The organism is Pedobacter sp. R20-19 (assembly GCF_000708265.2).
Classification (GTDB): Bacteria; Bacteroidota; Bacteroidia; order Sphingobacteriales; family Sphingobacteriaceae; genus Pedobacter.
The window spans coordinates 513,530-532,819 of record NZ_JCKI01000003.1 but is presented as its reverse complement, the minus strand read 5'-3'; the positions used below and the strand labels follow the sequence as shown (position 1 = coordinate 532,819).

The window sequence follows — 19,290 nt, the reverse complement described above, 5'->3', positions numbered from 1 at the left end:
TCACATCATTATAAATTTAATAAGACAGCATACAAGCCATCTGGATTATTATTTCTGCCCAATAAACCTTCTATACAAATAGATCAACGGAAAACGGTATTAGGATTAACATTCTTTAACGAGGCCTAAAGGCAGTTTTAAACATTACGGCAAGAAATTTGTTAAATGATCAGCTATAAAAAGATAAGATTATGAAATTTTACAAATCAATCCCGATAATGCTCTTGGCTGGAGTGATGATTTCTGGTTGCGTAAGCAATAAGAAATATGCAGAACTTCAAGACACTTACTCTAAGTTAAGAGAAAGAAATCAAGAGTTAAGTAATAAATACCAGGATAGCCAGCGAGAGCTTTCAGGCAGCAGCAGTAGAGTAAAAAGTCTGGAAGAGCAAATTGCTTCCGAAAAATCCAATGTTGCAGCTTTACAGGATGCCCTGAATAAGTGCTTAAACTCCAGCAACCAGGGGAATGTTAATATCTCTAAACTGGTAGATGAAATTAACAGTTCTAATAAATATATTAAGCAACTGGTAAATGCTAAAAATAAAAGTGATTCACTTAATATGGTATTAACCAACAACCTTACCCGTTCTTTAAGCAGAGAAGAACTTAGCGATGTTGATGTTCAGGTGCTTAAAGGTGTAGTATATATATCATTAGCAGATAACATGCTCTATAAATCAGGTAGTTATGAAGTATCTGATAAAGCTGGAGAAACCTTAAGTAAAATTGCGAAGATCATTAAAGATTACAGCACTTATGATGTATTAATTGAAGGTAATACGGATAATGTACCCATTACACAACCCAATATTCGCAACAACTGGGATCTAAGTGCACTAAGGGCTTCATCAGTTGTGCAGGTTTTGCAAACTAAATATCAGGTAGATCCAAAACGATTAACCGCAGGAGGTAGAGGAGAATTTAACCCGGTTGCGGATAACAATACACCAGCTGGAAAGGCACAAAATAGAAGAACCCAAATTATCATTACCCCTAAACTGGATCAGTTTATGGATTTAATTGGTAAAGCTCCAGAGCAATCACAAAAATAAGGATTTATAATAGAGGGCAGTCTTTTAAAAAGGCTGCCTTTTTTTTATGCATTTATTTCTGGCTCAAGGATCAATATCATAACATGATAGAGCTAAGCAAGCCTAATAATCTGAGTTCGGTTAATAAAGTGAAACAGCATGCTATTTAAGTAGCGAATTTATATTTAATCACTTTACATTTTTTATTTTCTAAAAGGGAGGAAAGGTGATTGTAATTCTACTCGTTAAGCGTAGTAGTTGCAGAATGAATTGTAGACGAATAAATCATTAATGAATTTAAGGTTACGTTACCAGGTGGTTGGGCCTTTTAAGGTAGGTCTGCTATGAAAGATTTGATCATCTATTAATAGACGTTAATATTAAGGTGCTTTAATAAGAAAGTGAGTAAGGGTAGGGCGCTGATTTTTGGTTTATTTAGAACGAAGGTAGAATTGGAAAAATAGTTAGGGCACAAAAAAGCCTCAGCTGGCTGGCTGAGGCTTGATCTTGATTATGCCGTATATGCTTCCTTAGCATAAGTTTTTAAGTATTTTTTGAGCATTTCTCGTGCCACATGGATTCTGGTTTTTACAGTTCCCAACGGAATTTGTAATTCACCAGCAATCTCATGATATTTAAATCCTTCAAAATATTTGATAAATGGAACACTATAAACTTCCGGTAAATGATTTAATGCTTTCTGAATATCGTCTACAATCATTTTACCTACACTTCCGTTCCGCTCAGAACTATACATTAAATTTGCAGATGAAATTTCATCATCCTGTGTAATTAATGTTTTTGCTTTTGCAGATTTACGATAATTGTTGATGAATGTGTTTTTCATGATCACAAATAGCCAGCCTTTAAAATTCGTACCTTCCTGAAAGTTTTGATAGAACCTAATGGCTTTTAACATCGTGTCTTGAACCAAATCGTTCGCATCTTCAATATCTTTTGTGAAATTTAAAGCATGCATTTTAAGTGAGAGAGAGTGGCTGTTAACCATGTTATTAAATTCGAACTGTGTCATGATGTTATAGGTTAAGGATGTGCAAATAAATCAACAATAGTTATACCAAAAGATTATGATAATAGGTTTGGTATGATTAATCATTCAGATCAAAAAGTATGTCTAGGGTTGTTTAAAAGCATTTTTTACGTCTTGTAACAAATATGTTCATGCTGATATAACGTATAAATACGGGTGTTTATACTCAGTTAAAATCTACTGTTTTAGAGAGGTGATGGTGTAGTTGCTCAATTTTTAATACAGCAATTATTTCAAACTATTTTCCATATTCAACATCTTTTTCTTTTAAATCAATCGTAGGTTAAAGGGTGTAAGCGGTTAATTGATAGAATGGAAAACCATTGCATTCAATTCTTGTTTTAAAGCTTGTGTAGTCTGAATGCTAAAATAAAATTTAATCTCGTTGTTGTCAGGCTTAAATCTATTGTCTTTCAGTATAAGGCATAAATAATTACAAATAATTTAAGGAAAGCCAGGGCCGAGACCCTTATATGTAAATATGGAAATCAATATCCAAAGAAGAAAAATAGGCTTAAACTTTAATGAAACAGGCGCTGCAGAAATTTATCTATGGGCGCCGTATTCGGGCAGTGTTTCTTTAATTACCGATAATTTAAAACTTCAGTTAAATAAAGAAGATTATGGGTATTGGTTTTTAGAGACCAATCAAATTAATGATCAAGATGCTTATTGGTTTGAAATGATGCCTTCAGCGCAGAAAACAGATCAAACATCAGAAACGAAATACTTAGAGCGGGCAGATCCTGCCTCGTTATGGCAAAAGGATGGTGTGAACGGAAGTTCTATTGCCTATAATTTAAATAAATTTGAGTGGGCAGATCAAGACTGGCAAGGAATTTCATTGGAAGAATTTATTATCTATGAACTTCATACCGGAACTTTTACTGAAAATGGTGACTTCAAATCAATAGAAAATAAGATTCTATATTTAAAAGAATTAGGCATCACAGCAATCGAACTGATGCCCATTGCACAGTTCTCTGGAGATAGAAATTGGGGGTATGATGGTGTTTTTCCATTTGCCGTTCAAAACTCCTATGGTGGACCAGAAGCACTAAAGCACCTGATCAATAGCTGTCATCAGAATGGTTTAGCCGTTATTCTTGATGTAGTCTATAATCACATGGGGCCAGAAGGGAATTATTTTAATGATCTTGGCCCTTATTTTACAGATAAATATCAAACCCCTTGGGGGCAGGCCATCAACTTTGATGATGCCAATTGTGACCCCGTTCGGAATTATTTTATTGAAAATGTTTTGATGTGGTTCCGGGATTTTCATGTAGATGCACTTCGTTTAGATGCTGTACATGCCATTAAAGATTTTAGCTGTACCCATATTTTACAAGAAATTAAGCAATATGTAGATCAGCTTTCCGTACATACCGGAAAAAAATATGAGCTAATTGTTGAACTGGATTTAAATGATCCAAAATATATTAGTCCGGCTGGCGGAGGTGGATACGGTATGGATGCACAATGGGCCGATGAGTTTCACCATGCACTACGGGTCTCTTCAGGACAAGAACCAAATGGATATTATGCTGAATTTAATGGCATTGAGCATCTCGCAAAATCTTACGAAGACGCTTATGTTTATGATGGTCAATATTCACCACACCGGCAAAAAAAGTTTGGTGCAAAGGCAAGTGGTAACGCCGGGAAACAATTCATTGTTTTTTCACAAAACCATGATCAGGTTGGGAATAGAATGCTTGGTGAAAGAACAAGTGAGCTGCTGAGTTTTGAAATGACAAAATTACTCGCAGCAGCCGTGTTATGTAGTCCATTTTTGCCCCTCATTTTTATGGGAGAGGAATATGGTGAAACCAATCGCTTTCAGTTTTTTACCAGCCATAGTGATCAAGAGTTGATAGAAGCAGTTAGGAAAGGAAGGAAATCTGAATTTGCAGCTTTTCATCATGGAGAAGAAACACCAGATCCACAAAGTGATGCTACCTTTTTAACATCTAAGTTAAGTTGGGAAAAAATAGATCAACAACCTTATGGAAGGCTTCTCAATTATTATAAGGTATTAATCAAATTGAGGAAAACCTATAAAGCGCTCTCTGTTTTAGATAGAAAGCATGTAAAGGCGAATGCCCTTGCCAATCAAAACTGTTTAATTTTAGAACGTTGGCACGAAGATGAAAAAATTCTGTGCTTAATGAATTTTTCCGGTCAGGAGCAAACGCTGAATCTTGAAGATATCAATCAATATAAAATCATTTTTAACTCCGCATCAAGCATGTGGGGTGGAATAAATGTTGATAATCAAACATCAACTAGCAATAAAATAACCCTATTACCTGAATCGATCCAAATTTTTCTTAGTAAAAATGTATAAACCTTCCAGCACTTACAGAATCCAGTTTAATAAAGATTTTCCTTTTAAATCACTTAATGAGATTATTCCATATTTAAGAGAACTTGGGATAGATACACTTTATGCTTCGCCGATATTTGAAGCTTCACCTGGAAGCACGCATGGTTATGATACCATTAACCCTCATAAAATAAATCCAGAAATAGGAACAGAAGAGGAACTATATGAACTGGCTGCAAATTTAAAGGCTGCGGGAATTGGCTGGCTACAAGATATTGTACCGAACCATATGGCATTCCATACGGGTAATGCATGGTTAATGGACGTATTGAAAAAAGGAAAAGAATCTGCCTATGCATCCTTCTTTGATATTGATTTAAAGCATGAAAAACAACTCATGGTTCCTTTTTTGGGTGAAGACCTGAACGATGCTATTGCTAATGAAAACTTAAAATTAGCAGAAGAAAATGATGCGTTTTATATCAATTATAGTGAAACGAAATGGCCGTTAAGTGATGATACCTCTAAAAAACTTAAAGGCAAAAATATTGATGATATCAATAGTCATCCATCAGCATTGCTGGAAATTCTGAATGAACAACATTATCGCCTGTGTAACTGGCAGGAAACCTTTTATAAAATCAATTACAGGCGGTTCTTTACTGTAAATAGTTTAATCTGCTTAAATATTCAGGATAAAGCCGTATTTGACACCTACCATGAATATATTTTCAAGTTTGTAAATGATGGTATTTTTCAAGGATTAAGAATCGATCACATAGATGGGCTTTACGACCCGAAAATGTATTTAGACAGATTACGAGACGCCGTAGGTAATGATGTATATGTAGTGATTGAGAAGATTTTAGAATACGAAGAGCAATTGCCAGCAGATTGGAATACCCAAGGCAACACGGGGTATGATTTTCTGGCCATTACCAATAACCTTTTCACCAATCAATCTGCTCAGGAATCATTTGATAAACTATACCAGAAAGTAACCGGAAAGTCGCAGGATCTGGATGTATTGATTCATGAGAAAAAAGAAACCATTCTTTATGAACATATGCATGGCGAACTTGATAATTTATATCAACTCGCTAAAGATCTGAATTTGATTTCATCCACCGATGAAGCAGAAATTGGAGGCCATATCATTAAAAAAGGAATAGGCGAAATGATGATTCAAATGCCTGTTTACCGCTATTATGATTATCATTTTCCTTTAAAAAATGAATCATTAAATCAAATTACGGAATTAATTTCGGGTGTAGTTCAAAAGGATGAATTAAAATTAGCTGGTGCTTTTTTAACAAAAATTTTTATTGAAAAGCCTTTGCAAGGAGATGTAAATTACCTGCAAAATATTAGCAGGTTTTACCAACGGTGCATGCAATTTACTGGTCCGCTAATGGCTAAGGGAGTAGAAGACACCGTAATGTTTACGTATAACCTTTTTGTTGGCCATACTGAGGTTGGCGATGCGCCGCATGCCTTCGGAATTTCTATACGAGATTTTCACCTGAAAATGAAAAACAGACAGGCGTATTGGCCGCTTTCACTGAACGGAAGCGCCACTCATGATACCAAAAAGGGAGAAGATGTAAGGGCAAGGTTAAATGTATTAACAGACCTTCCTGATGAATGGATTAGTCTTGTTGAGCAGTTATTAAAGACTACTGAACAATTAAAAGAAGAAAATGAATCATTTAACGACTTGCATAAAAATGATATGTACCTGGTTATTCAAACCATTTTAGGTGCTTTATCTATGCCGGGAGAAGATTCTGATCAAATTAGTGAACGTTTAGCGCAATATATTGAGAAGGCTTTAAGAGAAGCTAAAAAACGTTCAGACTGGGCATCACCCGATGAAAACTACGAGCAAAACGTTAAAGATTTCGCCAATGCCTTATTGAATAAGGAAAATGCTACTTACCAGGCAATTCAAACATTTATTAGCAAGATTGCTGATTTTGGCATCATCAATAGTTTGGCTCAGCTGGTATTGAAGTTTACTTGCCCAGGCATTCCGGATGTTTACCAAGGCACTGAATTATGGGATTTAAGTATGGTAGATCCCGATAACCGCAGACCGGTAGATTATGAAAAAAGACTTGATTTTCAATCTGTAGCAGATTATCAAAATTTACAAAATCTATGGGATGAACGTTATTCTGGTAAAATAAAGCTTTGGTTAACCACACATTTAGCAACCATTAGAAAAAAACATCACCAGCTTTTTGAAAAGGGTAAATATATTCCGCTTCAGGTTAAAGGGAAATACAATCAAAATATAGTCGCCTTTGCCAGGCAATTAAATAGTGAATGGTTAATTACAGCGACTCCTGTAGGTTTAGCTGCCTTGATAAATGAGAAAACGATTGCGCCTAACAAGTTTGATTGGGCAGATACACAGATTTTGCTGCCAGAAAATGCCCCAATTGAATGGGATGATTTAATTACAGAAAAATCAGGTGTTAAGGATATACTTAACGAGGGAATTTTGATCAGTCAGATTTTAAGTGAAATGCCTGTTGGATTAATTAAACTTAAAACTAAAAATAACAACCGGGCAGCAGGAATTTTAATGCACATCAGCTCATTACCTTCTGCATACGGAATAGGGGATATTGGTGCAGGGAGTAAGAAAATTATAGATTTTTTGGCAAATTCTGGTCAGAAATTCTGGCAAATATTACCTGTAAATCCTACAAAGGCTGGAAACGGGCATTCGCCATATTCTAGTAATTCAGCCATGGCAGGTAATGTATTGCTAATCAGTCCTGATTTTCTTTTATCAGATGGTTTGTTAAATGAAGCTGATTTGGAAGGAGCAAAGCTTGAATCAACAGATCAAATTGATTACGATCGTGTTGAAAGCAATAAATACCATTTACTAAAAGTAGCCTATCAAAATTTCAGGCAACTCACAAACCTTTCTTTAAAATCTTCTTTTGAGACATTTTGGAATGATGAAAAAAAATGGCTTCATGATTTTGCGTTATATATCGCTATAAAAGCACATCACCATCAATTAGAATGGTATAATTGGCCAGATAAGTTTAGAGCAAGTGATCAGAAAACTTTAAGAGAATTTAATGATCAGTTTGCTGATGAAATTGAAGAGATTAAGTGGCAGCAATTTATTTTTTTTAGGCAATGGCACCTTCTGAAAGATTATGCCAATCAACAGGGCGTACAGATGGTAGGTGATCTGCCTTTTTACCTGGATTTGGATGCTGTGGAAGTTTGGTCTCAACCTTCTTTGTTTAAATTAGATGCAGATTTAAAGCCACTTAAAGTTGCCGGAGTTCCACCAGATTATTTTAATGAGAATGGCCAGCTTTGGGGAATGCCTATTTTCAACTGGGCTGCCATGAAGGCTGAAAAGTATGCGTGGTGGGTAAATCGCCTTAAGAAGAATATGGAATTGTTTGACTTATTAAGACTGGATCATTTCAGGGCATTTTCTTCCTTTTGGGAAGTAGATGCAGGTGCCGAAACAGCTATTCATGGTAATTGGATTGACGGACCTGGAAAAGAATTTTTTGAGCTTATAAAGCAAGAGCTCGGTAGTTTGCCTTTCATTGCCGAAGATTTAGGTGAAATTACCAATGATGTGGAATTACTTAGAGACCAGTTTGAATTACCCGGAATGAAAGTATTACAATTTGCTTTTGGAGGTGATTTAATTACTACAACCCATATTCCTCATAATTTTAATTCGCCTAATTGCCTTGTTTACACCGGAACCCATGATAATAATACATTATTAGGCTGGTTTAAAAATGAAGCTGATGCAGACATGAAAAAAAGACTGGATAACTATTTTGGGTTTGAGGTTAATGATAAAAACATTAATCATACGCTTTTAAGAGCTGTATATTCTTCAAGTGCTAAAATTGCAATTATACCTATTCAGGATATTTTAAATCTGGATGAGTCTGCAAGAATGAATAAGCCTGGAGATGGAACTGGAAACTGGAAATGGCGCTTAACCGAAGATAAGCTGGATTCTGAATTAATTGAATGGCTAAAAACAGAAATCGAACTGTATAATAGAAAATGTTGAAATAATGGTTGATTAGCTTTGCAGCATTTGTACATATTATGATAAAGTTAAACCTGGAGGAATGAAAATATGCTCAGGTCAATAGAATTTCATCAGCTCAACTACTTTAAAAAACAACAATTAATCAATATGCTGTTTATATAGAATGGTATCAAAAAAGTTATCATATAAGATTAATAATCGCTTAAGTATAAATAAATATCTTAATTTATGTCTTATTATGATGACTATTTTTATGTAAAATGAATATTTTTGAAGTGTTTTTTAAACAAAAAATTCTTTTATTTAAAAATATATAATTGATAGTCATTGTGTTATATTTTTTTAGCTGCTTGATGCAAACTTTTACACAATTTAACAGTTGCACTTTATCTTTTATTGAAAAAATATATATATTTGTTCTTACCCTTTCGAGGGTATGTTTTTCATAGGTAGATGTAGGGTCGAATACTTGTATTCGGCCCTTTTTTGTGCAGAAGGGTTTTATAACGTATTTTTGAAGGATGATGAAAAAGAAAGTAGTAGTAGCCATTACCGGAGCCAGCGGATCAATTTATGCTAAAGTTTTGTTTGATCAGTTAACTGCACTTCAGGATCAGATTGAAGCAGTTGGTGTGGTAATGAGCGATAATGCTAAAGAGGTGTGGCAATTTGAATTGGGTAATCAAGATTATGCTGACTTTAATCAGTTTACTTTCTTTAATAAAAATGATTTTAATGCACCTTTTGCATCTGGTTCTGCCCGGTATGATACCATGATCATCGTTCCGTGTTCGATGGGTACATTGGGAAGAATTGCACATGGCATATCAAATGATCTGATTTCCAGAGCTGCAGATGTGATTTTAAAAGAGCGTAGAAAATTAATAGCGGTGGTGAGAGATACGCCTTTTAGTTTAATTCACATCAACAATATGAAAATGGTTACCGAAGCAGGAGGAATCATTTGTCCGGCAAACCCATCATTTTATAGTTTGCCTAAAAGCATAGAAGAAGTAGCGGGTACAGTAGTTAGCAGGGTATTGGATTTGGCTGGTTTTGAACAGCAGAGTTACCGCTGGCAGGAGAAATAAGCTTATGTAAGGGTATTTTCTTCGTCTTTAATTTGTCAGTTATCCAAACTCCAAACTGGCAACACCGAACTTATTTCTTATCTTTGCAGGCTCAATGAAAAAGGTCGCATTTTATACATTAGGTTGTAAACTAAATTTCTCAGAAACTTCAACAATTGGTCGTTTATTCACCGATGCGGGTTATGCTGTGGTAGAATTTCAAAATCAAGCTGATGTATATGTAATCAATACCTGTTCAGTAACAGAACATGCCGATAAAAAATGTCGTAAGGTAGTAAAAGAAGCTTTAAAATATTCTCCAAACGCATTTGTAACCATAGTTGGATGTTATGCCCAGTTAAAACCACAGGAAATCGCAGAAATAGAAGGTGTGGATATGGTTTTAGGTGCTGCTGAAAAATTCAGAATTGTAGAATACATCACTGATTTAACCAAGCAACCAAAAGCGGTGGTTCATCAGCAAAATATAGAAAAGGTAAACCATAATTTTATTGCCTCTTATTCTATTGGCGACAGAACGCGTACCTTTTTAAAGGTTCAGGATGGATGTGATTATCCATGCACCTACTGCACTATTCCATTAGCACGTGGTGCAAGCCGCAGTGATACCATAGAAAATGTGGTTAATCGGGCAAGAATGATTGCTGAGAGTGGTGTAAAAGAAATTGTACTTACCGGTGTTAATCTGGGCGATTTTGGTATCCGCAATGGTAGCCGTGAAGATAAGTTTTTTGATCTGGTAAAGGCCCTTGATGAAGTAGAAGGTATAGAAAGAATCCGTATTTCATCTATCGAGCCAAATCTTTTAAGTAATGACATTATAGAATTTGTATCCACTTCAAAGCGATTTGTACCTCATTTTCATATTCCATTACAATCCGGATCCGATAAAATTCTAGGTTTAATGCGTCGCCGTTATCGTACAGATCTTTACGTAGAGCGTGTAGCAAAAATTAAATCAGTAATGCCACATTGCTGTATCGGTGTCGATGTGATTGTAGGCTTCCCTGGCGAAACTAAGGAAGATTTCCTAAATACCTATCAGTTCTTAAACCAACTGGATATTTCATATTTACATGTGTTTACTTATTCTGAACGTGAACTAACTGCTGCTGCTGATATGAAAGGCGTAGTAGCTGGAAGTGAGCGGAACGAAAGAAGTAAAATGTTACATATTCTTTCCGATAAAAAACGTCGTGCTTTTTATCAATCTCAGATTGGAACTTATGCTGAAGTGCTTTTTGAAGCCGATCAAAAAATGGGCTACATGCATGGTTTTACTAAAAACTATGTTAAAGTCCGTGCAAAATACGATCCTGTAATGGTAAATGAACTTAAAGCAGTTAAGCTCCTTGAAATGACGCCTGAAGGTGAAGTCGAAGTAGCTGAACTGGAAACCGCTTTTGTGCATCATTAGGGTTTTAAATTATTATGCTGATCCGATAGTTATCGGATTCAGTTCCAAGCCTATTTAGATGAGATTCTTGTACAAGTTCAGGAAGACGATTCTTCTATTGAATCGTAATAGTTGTGAGAAGGTAGGAAAGCCTGCCCCGACCTTTCGGGGAAGCAATCTACTTAGCGAGATTTACGAAAGAGATTGCTTCAGCAGATGAAGAATCTACTTCGCAATGACGGATTTTAAAGAGAATCGTTATTGCAAGGAGGCATGACCAGGCAATCTAATTTTGCCTTTAGTCTTTCCGCTTTAGCCTTTCAGCTTTCTTTCCTATCTTCGCAACAAATTATTTGTATGTTTCCTACCGTCTCCCATTTTTTAGAATATTTATTTGGCGTTAACCTGCCATTGCCATTTAATACTTTTGGTGTTTTTGTAGCGCTTGCATTTGTTGCAGGGTATTGGGCTTTCACCAAAGAACTGCAACGAAAAGAAGCATTAGGGATTCTTCATCCCATAACGAAAACAGTTGTAATCGGGAAACCTGCTACTACCTCAGAGCTTATTATGAATGCTTTATTTGGGTTTTTAATAGGTTATAAACTGGTCTATGCTTTATTAAACTATTCATTGTTTGTAAGCGATGCACAATCCATTCTAATGTCTGCCAAAGGGAATGTTATTGGCGGCCTATTACTTGCTGCCCTGTTCGCCTATTGGGATTATAAGGAAAAAGATAAATATAAATTAGATAAACCTAAAGAAACAAAAGTAACTGTACATCCTTATCAGTTGATGAGCAATCTAATCGTTTGGGCAGCGGTATGGGGCTTTTTAGGCGCTAAGTTCTTTGATAATTTAGAATATTGGGATGATTTTGTACAACATCCAATTGAGCGCTTACTTTCATTTAGTGGCTTAACCTTTTATGGTGGATTAATTTGTGGTGGGGCAGCTGTGCTTATTATTGCCAGAAAAAATGGAATAAAGCCTTTGCATATGCTAGATGTAGGTGGTCCGGGAATGATGCTGGCTTACGCAGTTGGACGTATTGGTTGTCATTTATCCGGAGATGGCGACTGGGGAATTGTTAATTCAAATCCAAAACCTTTCTCTTGGTTACCAGATTGGTTATGGTCTTATACTTATCCAAATAATGTAGTGGGCGAGGGTATTCCTATTGCTGGCTGCACCGGGAAATTTTGTAACGAGTTGGCTCAGGGCGTTTATCCTACACCTATATATGAAGTAATAGTATGCTTAATTCTTTTTGCTTTCTTATGGAGCATCCGGGATAAAATAAAGGCACCGGGATTAATGTTTGGGATTTATATGATTTTGAATGGAATCGAACGCTTTTGCATCGAACTGATTCGCGTAAATTCTAAGTACCACGTATTCGGATTGTCATTTACCCAGGCAGAAATGATTTCAACTTTTCTGGTAATCGGGGGAATTGCTTTAAGCTTTTACGCACTAAGAAATAAAAACGAATTGAGTTAAATTTATCTTCCAAGTATCTCCAATCCATTTTGATAAAAAAATATGAATTACGAATTAATATGTAATAAGGTTATTTCAATAGTGAAGTTAACCGGGAACTTTATCCGTAAAGAATCTTTACAATTTGATGCCAGTAAAATTGAATACAAAGGGTTGAACGATATGGTTTCTTATGTAGATAAAACAGCAGAACAAAAACTGGTTCAAAACCTGGAAAAACTTATCCCGGATGCTGGTTTTATTACGGAAGAAAAAACTATCAGTAGAGTAGGTAAAACCTATACGTGGATTATTGATCCTCTTGATGGTACCACAAACTTTATTCACGGGATTCCAGCTTACGGTATCAGTGTCGCTTTATATGAAGAAGGTAAGCCAGTAATTGGAGTGGTTTATGAACTTAATCGCGGCGAAATGTTCTATTCATTTAAAGGCGGTGAAGCTTTTATGAATAAAAAACAAATCCGTGTTTCTACCAATCCAGATTTACCTTCCAGTTTGCTGGCCACAGGTTTTCCATATTATCAGTTTGATAAGCAGGCGCAATATTTAAAGTTACTGGAAGAAATGATGCAGAAAAGCCATGGCGTTCGCCGGATTGGTGCTGCTGCAATTGATTTGGTTTATACTGCTTGTGGCCGTTTTGATGCTTTTTTTGAATACAATCTTCAGCAGTGGGATTTTGCAGCAGGTTGTTTTATTGTACAGCAGGCGGGCGGAGAAGTGTTTGATTTCTCTGGTGGCGATGAATATTTTACCAAAAGAGAAATTTTAGCTACCAATGGAAAACTTACTGGGGAAATGTTGGAAGCCATAAAGCGACACTTTAGTTAGGCTTTACCCATATATAATATTAAAAATCTCTGGATATAAGAATGGCTCGCTTTTGGCGAGCCATTCTTATATCTACTAACTATGAAAAATGCTTAATTATAATGCTTCTGATACTACCTCGGTCACTTCAGGAACCATTCTTTGTAGTAAGTTCTGAATCCCTGATTTAAGGGTAATGGTTGATGATGGGCAACCACTGCAAGAACCTCTTAGCTCTACTGTTACCACGCCTTCATCAAATGATTTATATGTAATGGCACCACCATCCTGCTCAACAGCGGGACGAACATAATCATGAAGGATTTGCTGAATTTTAATTTCTGTTTCTGTACCCTCAAAAGATGGCGCTTCTTCAGAAGTAGCTTCTTTAATTTTTAATTCAGATTCAACAGCACCCTTTACAAATTCTTTTAAAATGGCCTCAATATCAGCCCATTCTGCATCATCCGTTTTAGTAATGGTTACAAAATTGCTGGCGAAAAATACACCCGCAACAAAATTGAACTTAAATAATTCCTTAGCAAAAGGAGAATGATCAGCACTTTCTTTCGTGGCGAAATCCTCGCTGCCATTAATCAGCAATTTATTCACCATGAATTTCATGGTAGCTGGATTAGGAGTTTGTTCTGTATATACGTTAATCGTCATGTCTTAATCAATTTGAATAAACAAAATTAACAATTACTGATCAATAAAGCCTTTATAGGCTGTCTGTTTAGCGTCAATTTAATAGACTAAAAAATGCCTGTATAATTAAAAGGAGTGATGGTTCTCAGTTGTGCTTTTACTCCCTCCTCAACCGCTAAACCTTCAATAAATTCAGCAATACTGGCGGCATTAATTTTTGAATTGGTTCTGGTCAGTTCTTTCAATGCCTCATAAGGATTTGGGAAGTTCTCTCTGCGCAAAACGGTTTGAATGGCCTCAGCAACAACTGCCCAGTTATCATCAAGATCTGCATGCAAAGCAGCCTCATTTAATAAAATTTTATTTAATCCTCTTAAAGTCGAATGAATGGCAATTAAGGTATGTCCAAATGGAACACCAATATTTCTCAATACAGTAGAATCTGTTAAATCACGTTGTAAACGTGAAATTGGAAGCTTGGCAGCAAAAAATTCAAATAATGCATTAGCAATGCCGGCGTTGCCTTCAGCATTTTCAAAATCGATTGGATTTACCTTGTGAGGCATGGCCGATGAACCTATTTCTCCTGCTTTGATTTTTTGTTTAAAATAGTTTTTAGAAATATAAGTCCAGATGTCTCTGTCTAAATCAATGATGATGTTGTTAATCCGCTTTAAGGCGTCACACTGTGCCGCAAACTGATCGTAATGTTCAATCTGTGTAGTATGTTGTGCCCTTGTTAAACCTAAAATTTCATTCACAAAATGATTAGAGAAGCTCACCCAGTTTACTTCTGGATATGCAATATGATGTGCATTGAAGTTACCTGTTGCACCACCAAACTTTGCACTATTTGGAATCGATTTTAAATTCTCCAGTTGAATGTTTAAACGATCAGCAAAAACAAGAAACTCTTTTCCAAGCTTAGTTGGAGAAGCAGGCTGACCATGAGTATGGGCTAGCATTGGAATATCTTTCCATTCAGTAGCCAATGCTTCTATTTTGGTAATTAATGTGGTGATTGCAGGATAATAACTTTCAGCCAGCGCTAACTTAATCGAGTAGGGGATAGCAGTATTGTTAATATCCTGAGAAGTTAATCCAAAATGAATAAATTCTTTAAATTCCTGAAGCGACAGGCTGTCAAATTTATTCTTGATAAAATACTCCACTGCCTTTACATCATGGTTGGTTACTTTTTCAGTCTCTTTAATTTCGAGTGCATCACTTTCCGAAAACTTCTCATGGATATTACGAAGTGCCGTATACTGGTTTTTATCAAAATTTTCCAGGCCTGGCAGGTTGGTTTCGCATAAAGAAATAAAATATTCAATTTCTACAAAAACACGATATTTGATTAATGCCTCTTCAGAAAAGTAAGCGGCTAAACCTTCAGTAGTTTTTCTATATCGGCCATCTATTGGCGAAATGGCTTGTAGTGATGTCAAATTCATTATGCGGATTATATTTTTGCCGCAAATTTACTACAATTGATGAGATTTAAGGACTTTCATCTTTAAAGAAATCCCTGAGTGATGAAAAAAGTGGCTATTAAATAGATCCGTCCTATTTTTTAAGGAATAGATATCGATTAGATAGAAGGATATAAAACAATCGCTTATTTGTTAGCCATAAAAAAAGGTATTGATTTTAAAATCAATACCTTTTTTTATTTAAGAGGAAAATTAAACTAGTGTTTAACTTCTTCAGTAGTTTTAGTAGTAGCTTTTACAGTAGTATCTTTTACTGTAGAATCTTTAACAACAGTGTCAACACCAGTTGTATCAGTAACGATAGTTGAAGAATCAGTTACAGTTGTATCAGTACCATCAGCTTTTTTCTCTGAGTTACAAGCAGCAACAGATAGTGATAATGCTAAAGCTAAGAAGCCTAATTTGAATGTATTTTTCATCTTGATATTGTTTTAGAGTGAATATATACCTTTAATACTAAAGGGTTAAAAAGGTAACCCAAAAAAAGTAAAAAAAATAAAAATGGCCTTGAAAATAGATTCAAGGCCATTTTTTATGGGTAAAGTCAGACTAGTGTTTAACTTCTTCAGTAGTTTTTGTAGTAGCTTTTACAGTAGTATCTTTTACTGTAGAATCTTTAACAACTGTATCAACACCTGTAGTATCAGTAACGATAGTAGAAGAATCAGTTACAGTAGTATCAGCACCTTCAGCTTTTTTTTCTGAATTACAAGCAACAACTGATAAAGATAAAGCTAAAGCTAAGAAGCCTAATTTGAATGCATTTTTCATGTTTGAGTTTTTTTTAGTTATTAATTAATTTACCCTTAATACAGTAAAATTTAAAAGGTAACCCAATAATTTAAAATAAATAAAAAAGTCCTTAAGATAATCACCTTAAGGACTTTTTTATATGGTAAGTTAGACTAGTGTTTAACTTCTTCAGTAGTTTTAGTAGTAGCTTTTACAGTAGTATCTTTTACTGTAGAATCTTTAACAACTGTATCAACACCTGTAGTATCAGTAACGATAGTAGATGAATCAGTTAAAGTAGTATCAGCACCTTCAGCTTTTTTTTCTGAGTTACAAGCAACAACTGATAAAGATAAAGCTAAAGCTAAAAAGCCTAATTTGAATGCATTTTTCATTTTTGAATTTTTTAAGTAATTAATTTTCTTGTTAATGCCGCAAAGGTAGAAAGGTAACCCGGTATTTTTAAAAAAAGTGAAAATATTTTTTTTACGCTGCTTTTAGGTTACGTTTACCCGAGGCGGTATTAAACTTATTTATTGGCTATAATTTTTTTTGTCTAATATTGGGTTACTATTTACCGAAAAACGTATTAACCAGTGAATAACAGTTTAAAGGGTTCAGTTCCAACAGATAGAGAGGTTATTTTAGGTATTCTAAATAACTCTGCGGATACACTTAACAAGTTATATAAAGCCTATTTTGCGATGGTTTTGCAATTTATCCTCAATAATAATGGAGATGAAGATGATGCAAAGGATGTATATCAGGAGGCGATTATTATTTTATATAACAAAATTAAGGAAGGAAATTTTGAACTCAGCAGTAAACTAAAAACATATATATACTCGGTTTGCCGGAGGATTTGGTTGAAAAAACTAAGTCAGCGAAGTAAAAAAACAGGCAATATTACCGATTATGAAGATGTGTTTGCTGTAGAAGAGGATGTAGAACAACATGAAGAAAAGGATTTGCAGTTTGTGAAAATGCAATCTGCCCTTGATCATCTTGGTGAACCTTGTAAAACCATTATTCAGGATTTTTATATCCACAGTTTATCCATGCAGGATATTTGCGAGAAGTTTGGTTACACGAATACCGATAATGCGAAAACACAAAAGTATAAGTGCCTGCAGCGGTTAAAGAAAATATTTTTTCAACCTTAGTTATTGAAATGAGAAACGATTTGGAGTTAGACGCAATTATTGAAGATTATCTTTTAGGTAAGCTTAACCCACAGGAAACTGAGGCTTTGGAACAACTACGTCGTAATGATCCGGCGGTTGATCATAAAGTGGTTTCACATAAATTCTTCCTTGAATCTATGGAGATGTTTGCAGCGCAGATCCGTCTGAAAGAACAATTAAATAGTATTCATGCAGAAATCAATTTAGAAGGTTTGGCTTCTTCACTTAGGCCGCATCCATCCCGGGTGGTTCAACTCTGGAGGAAACAGAAATCAGCTATTGCTGTTGCTGCTTCTTTTTTGGTTTTATCTCTGGTGTCTGTTTATTCTATTCAGCACAATACTAAACAAAAAGAACAATTGGTTTTGTTGAGTAACCAGGTGAATAAAGCGATTAAAACACAAAATAGTTTAATCAGGAAAATAAATAACACTACTACAACAGCTGGAAAACCTGTGATTCAAAATAGTTTTGGTGGTACGGGGTTTGCGATTTCTACAAATGGTTATATTTTAACTAATCTCCATGTAATTAACGGAGCTGATTCCTTATATGTTCAAAATAATAAGGGAGAATCATTTAAGGTGAAATCAATTTACACAGACCCTCAAAATGATATTGCCATCCTTAAAATAAATGATAAGAATTTCAGCCATTTATCTTCTATACCTTATACCATTAAAAAGAATACCAGCAGTATTGGTGAAATAGTTTATACGCTAGGTTATCCTAAAGATGATGCTGTGTTAGGTGAAGGATATGTAAGTTCGAAGAATGGTTTTGTGGGCGATACCACTCAGTATCAGGTTTCTATTCCGGTTAATCCTGGGAATAGTGGTGGTCCGCTTTTAGATGCCAATGGCAACTTGGTAGGGATTATTAGTGGTAAGCCAGATCAAACAGAGGGTGCTGCATTCGCTATCAAATCAAAATATATTTTAGAAGCCATGAGAGCAATTCCTCAAGATTCTTTAGGAACCAACCGACTTTCTTCTAATAAGAAAAGCTTGCTGTCGGGATTAAAACGTACAAAACAGATCGAGAAATTGCAGGATTATGTTTTTATGATCAAAGTTTATAATTAAAATAACCCAAACAAATTAATATTGTTGAGACCCTGAAGCTAACTACTTCGGGGTTTTTTATGTGTTTATAATTTAGATGTATTAAATAATATAATGTCTATGTATTTACTATGGTATTGATTAGATTTGTTTAAATTCAAATTAAAAATAATAATATTATGAGTATAAGATTAGGCGATACCGCACCAAATTTTCAGGCAGAAACATCTATCGGGAAAATTGACTTTTACGAATTTTTAGGAGATAGCTGGGGTGTTTTATTTTCTCACCCGGCCGATTATACACCTGTTTGCACTACGGAATTAGGAAGAACTGCTGCTTTAAAGGGAGAGTTTGAGAAACGTAATGTAAAGGTTTTAGCGTTAAGTGTTGATTCGGCAGAATCGCATAAAGGATGGATTAATGATATCAATGAAACTCAGCATACTACTGTAGAATTTCCGATTATTGCTGATCCGGATAAAACTGTTGCAAATCTATACGATATGATTCATCCGAATGCTTCGGAGACACTAACCGTAAGATCACTTTTTGTAATCAGTCCTGATAAGAAAGTTAAATTGACGATCACTTATCCTGCATCTACTGGCAGAAATTTTAATGAAGTATTAAGGGTAATTGATTCTTTACAACTCACTGCTCAATATTCTGTTGCCACACCAGCCGATTGGAAAGATGGTGACGATGTAATTGTGGTGAATAGTATTAAAACAGAAGATATTCCAAATAAATTTCCAAAAGGTCATACCGTTATTAAACCCTATCTACGTACCACACCACAACCCAACAAATAGCTATCATTTATTCTTTAAAACATGCAACATTCTCGTTAATAAATGCAATAACAAATCATTTTTTAGGTCTGTTTGTT

General features: G+C 35.2%; 16 protein-coding genes. 10 read left to right on the top strand and 6 right to left on the bottom strand.

Annotated features, from left to right (window positions below):
- Positions 1-191 precede the first annotated feature (191 nt).
- Complete coding sequence (locus tag AN34_RS09885; protein ID WP_029284823.1) at positions 192-1,055, top strand: OmpA family protein; 864 nt, start codon at positions 192-194, stop codon at positions 1,053-1,055.
- Positions 1,056-1,545: 490 nt separating this feature from the next.
- On the opposite strand, the gene AN34_RS09880 is transcribed toward AN34_RS09885, so the two are convergent.
- Positions 1,546-2,067 carry an RNA polymerase sigma factor gene (locus AN34_RS09880; RefSeq protein ID WP_029284821.1) on the bottom strand — a complete coding sequence of 174 codons (522 nt, stop codon included), beginning with the start codon at positions 2,065-2,067 and terminating at the stop codon, positions 1,546-1,548.
- Positions 2,068-2,566: 499 nt separating this feature from the next.
- Between AN34_RS09880 and treZ the strand changes: the two genes are divergently transcribed.
- From treZ to AN34_RS09850, 6 genes are all read left to right on the top strand, one after another.
- Positions 2,567-4,435, top strand: a complete 1,869-nt coding sequence (treZ, locus tag AN34_RS09875; protein WP_029284819.1) for a malto-oligosyltrehalose trehalohydrolase — start codon at positions 2,567-2,569, stop codon at positions 4,433-4,435.
- Positions 4,428-8,489, top strand: coding sequence for a malto-oligosyltrehalose synthase (treY, locus tag AN34_RS09870; protein WP_029284817.1), 4,062 nt, complete (start codon positions 4,428-4,430; stop codon positions 8,487-8,489). The genes treZ and treY overlap by 8 nt, the downstream gene beginning before the upstream one ends.
- Before the next feature lie 503 nt (positions 8,490-8,992).
- The gene (locus AN34_RS09865; RefSeq protein ID WP_036676865.1) at positions 8,993-9,562 is read left to right on the top strand and encodes a UbiX family flavin prenyltransferase; all 570 of its coding nucleotides are present in this window, start codon (positions 8,993-8,995) and stop codon (positions 9,560-9,562) included.
- A gap of 94 nt (positions 9,563-9,656) precedes the next feature.
- Positions 9,657-10,979 carry a tRNA (N(6)-L-threonylcarbamoyladenosine(37)-C(2))-methylthiotransferase MtaB gene (mtaB, locus tag AN34_RS09860; protein WP_029284812.1) on the top strand — a complete coding sequence of 441 codons (1,323 nt, stop codon included), beginning with the start codon at positions 9,657-9,659 and terminating at the stop codon, positions 10,977-10,979.
- A 252-nt stretch (positions 10,980-11,231) separates the two neighbouring features.
- The gene (locus tag AN34_RS09855; protein WP_231625523.1) at positions 11,232-12,464 is read left to right on the top strand and encodes a prolipoprotein diacylglyceryl transferase; all 1,233 of its coding nucleotides are present in this window, start codon (positions 11,232-11,234) and stop codon (positions 12,462-12,464) included.
- A gap of 42 nt (positions 12,465-12,506) precedes the next feature.
- Positions 12,507-13,298, top strand: a complete 792-nt coding sequence (locus AN34_RS09850) for an inositol monophosphatase family protein (protein ID WP_029284808.1) — start codon at positions 12,507-12,509, stop codon at positions 13,296-13,298.
- 96 nt (positions 13,299-13,394) lie between these two features.
- Here the strand turns inward: AN34_RS09850 and AN34_RS09845 are convergent, their stop codons facing one another.
- From AN34_RS09845 to AN34_RS09825, 5 genes are all read right to left on the bottom strand, one after another.
- Positions 13,395-13,946, bottom strand: coding sequence for a NifU family protein (locus AN34_RS09845; protein ID WP_029284805.1), 552 nt, complete (start codon positions 13,944-13,946; stop codon positions 13,395-13,397).
- 86 nt (positions 13,947-14,032) lie between these two features.
- On the bottom strand, positions 14,033-15,379 hold the full coding sequence (gene purB, locus AN34_RS09840; RefSeq protein ID WP_029284803.1) for an adenylosuccinate lyase: 1,347 nt from the start codon (positions 15,377-15,379) through the stop codon (positions 14,033-14,035).
- Positions 15,380-15,615: 236 nt separating this feature from the next.
- Positions 15,616-15,837, bottom strand: a complete 222-nt coding sequence (locus AN34_RS09835; RefSeq protein ID WP_029284801.1) for a hypothetical protein — start codon at positions 15,835-15,837, stop codon at positions 15,616-15,618.
- A 130-nt stretch (positions 15,838-15,967) separates the two neighbouring features.
- Positions 15,968-16,189 (bottom strand): hypothetical protein, encoded by a 222-nt coding sequence (locus tag AN34_RS09830; protein ID WP_029284799.1) that lies wholly within the window; start codon positions 16,187-16,189, stop codon positions 15,968-15,970.
- A gap of 134 nt (positions 16,190-16,323) precedes the next feature.
- Positions 16,324-16,545, bottom strand: a complete 222-nt coding sequence (locus AN34_RS09825) for a hypothetical protein (RefSeq protein ID WP_029284797.1) — start codon at positions 16,543-16,545, stop codon at positions 16,324-16,326.
- Positions 16,546-16,746: 201 nt separating this feature from the next.
- On the opposite strand from AN34_RS09825, the gene AN34_RS09820 reads away from it, so the two are divergent.
- The 3 genes from AN34_RS09820 to AN34_RS09810 all read left to right on the top strand — a co-directional run bounded on the left by AN34_RS09820 (position 16,747) and on the right by AN34_RS09810 (position 19,213).
- The gene (locus tag AN34_RS09820; protein WP_029284795.1) at positions 16,747-17,313 is read left to right on the top strand and encodes an RNA polymerase sigma factor; all 567 of its coding nucleotides are present in this window, start codon (positions 16,747-16,749) and stop codon (positions 17,311-17,313) included.
- A gap of 8 nt (positions 17,314-17,321) precedes the next feature.
- Positions 17,322-18,419 carry a S1C family serine protease gene (locus AN34_RS09815; protein WP_029284794.1) on the top strand — a complete coding sequence of 366 codons (1,098 nt, stop codon included), beginning with the start codon at positions 17,322-17,324 and terminating at the stop codon, positions 18,417-18,419.
- 158 nt (positions 18,420-18,577) lie between these two features.
- Entirely contained in the window at positions 18,578-19,213 is a 636-nt protein-coding gene (locus AN34_RS09810) for a peroxiredoxin (protein WP_029284791.1), read from the top strand.
- Positions 19,214-19,290 lie beyond the last annotated feature (77 nt).

Bases quoted from the DNA above. Each gene is read 5' to 3' on its own strand.
- AN34_RS09855 (WP_231625523.1), top strand. From the start codon at position 11,232: ATGACCAGGCAATCTAATTTTGCCTTTAGTCTTTCCGCTTTAGCCTTT.
- AN34_RS09830 (WP_029284799.1), bottom strand. From the start codon at position 16,189: ATGAAAAATGCATTCAAATTAGGCTTCTTAGCTTTAGCTTTATCTTTA.
- treY (WP_029284817.1), top strand. From the start codon at position 4,428: ATGTATAAACCTTCCAGCACTTACAGAATCCAGTTTAATAAAGATTTT.
- AN34_RS09810 (WP_029284791.1), top strand. From the start codon at position 18,578: ATGAGTATAAGATTAGGCGATACCGCACCAAATTTTCAGGCAGAAACA.
- AN34_RS09845 (WP_029284805.1), bottom strand. From the start codon at position 13,946: ATGACGATTAACGTATATACAGAACAAACTCCTAATCCAGCTACCATG.
- AN34_RS09880 (WP_029284821.1), bottom strand. From the start codon at position 2,067: ATGACACAGTTCGAATTTAATAACATGGTTAACAGCCACTCTCTCTCA.
- AN34_RS09850 (WP_029284808.1), top strand. From the start codon at position 12,507: ATGAATTACGAATTAATATGTAATAAGGTTATTTCAATAGTGAAGTTA.
- AN34_RS09885 (WP_029284823.1), top strand. From the start codon at position 192: ATGAAATTTTACAAATCAATCCCGATAATGCTCTTGGCTGGAGTGATG.
- AN34_RS09815 (WP_029284794.1), top strand. From the start codon at position 17,322: ATGAGAAACGATTTGGAGTTAGACGCAATTATTGAAGATTATCTTTTA.
- AN34_RS09835 (WP_029284801.1), bottom strand. From the start codon at position 15,837: ATGAAAAATACATTCAAATTAGGCTTCTTAGCTTTAGCATTATCACTA.
- AN34_RS09825 (WP_029284797.1), bottom strand. From the start codon at position 16,545: ATGAAAAATGCATTCAAATTAGGCTTTTTAGCTTTAGCTTTATCTTTA.
- treZ (WP_029284819.1), top strand. From the start codon at position 2,567: ATGGAAATCAATATCCAAAGAAGAAAAATAGGCTTAAACTTTAATGAA.
- mtaB (WP_029284812.1), top strand. From the start codon at position 9,657: ATGAAAAAGGTCGCATTTTATACATTAGGTTGTAAACTAAATTTCTCA.
- AN34_RS09865 (WP_036676865.1), top strand. From the start codon at position 8,993: ATGATGAAAAAGAAAGTAGTAGTAGCCATTACCGGAGCCAGCGGATCA.
- purB (WP_029284803.1), bottom strand. From the start codon at position 15,379: ATGAATTTGACATCACTACAAGCCATTTCGCCAATAGATGGCCGATAT.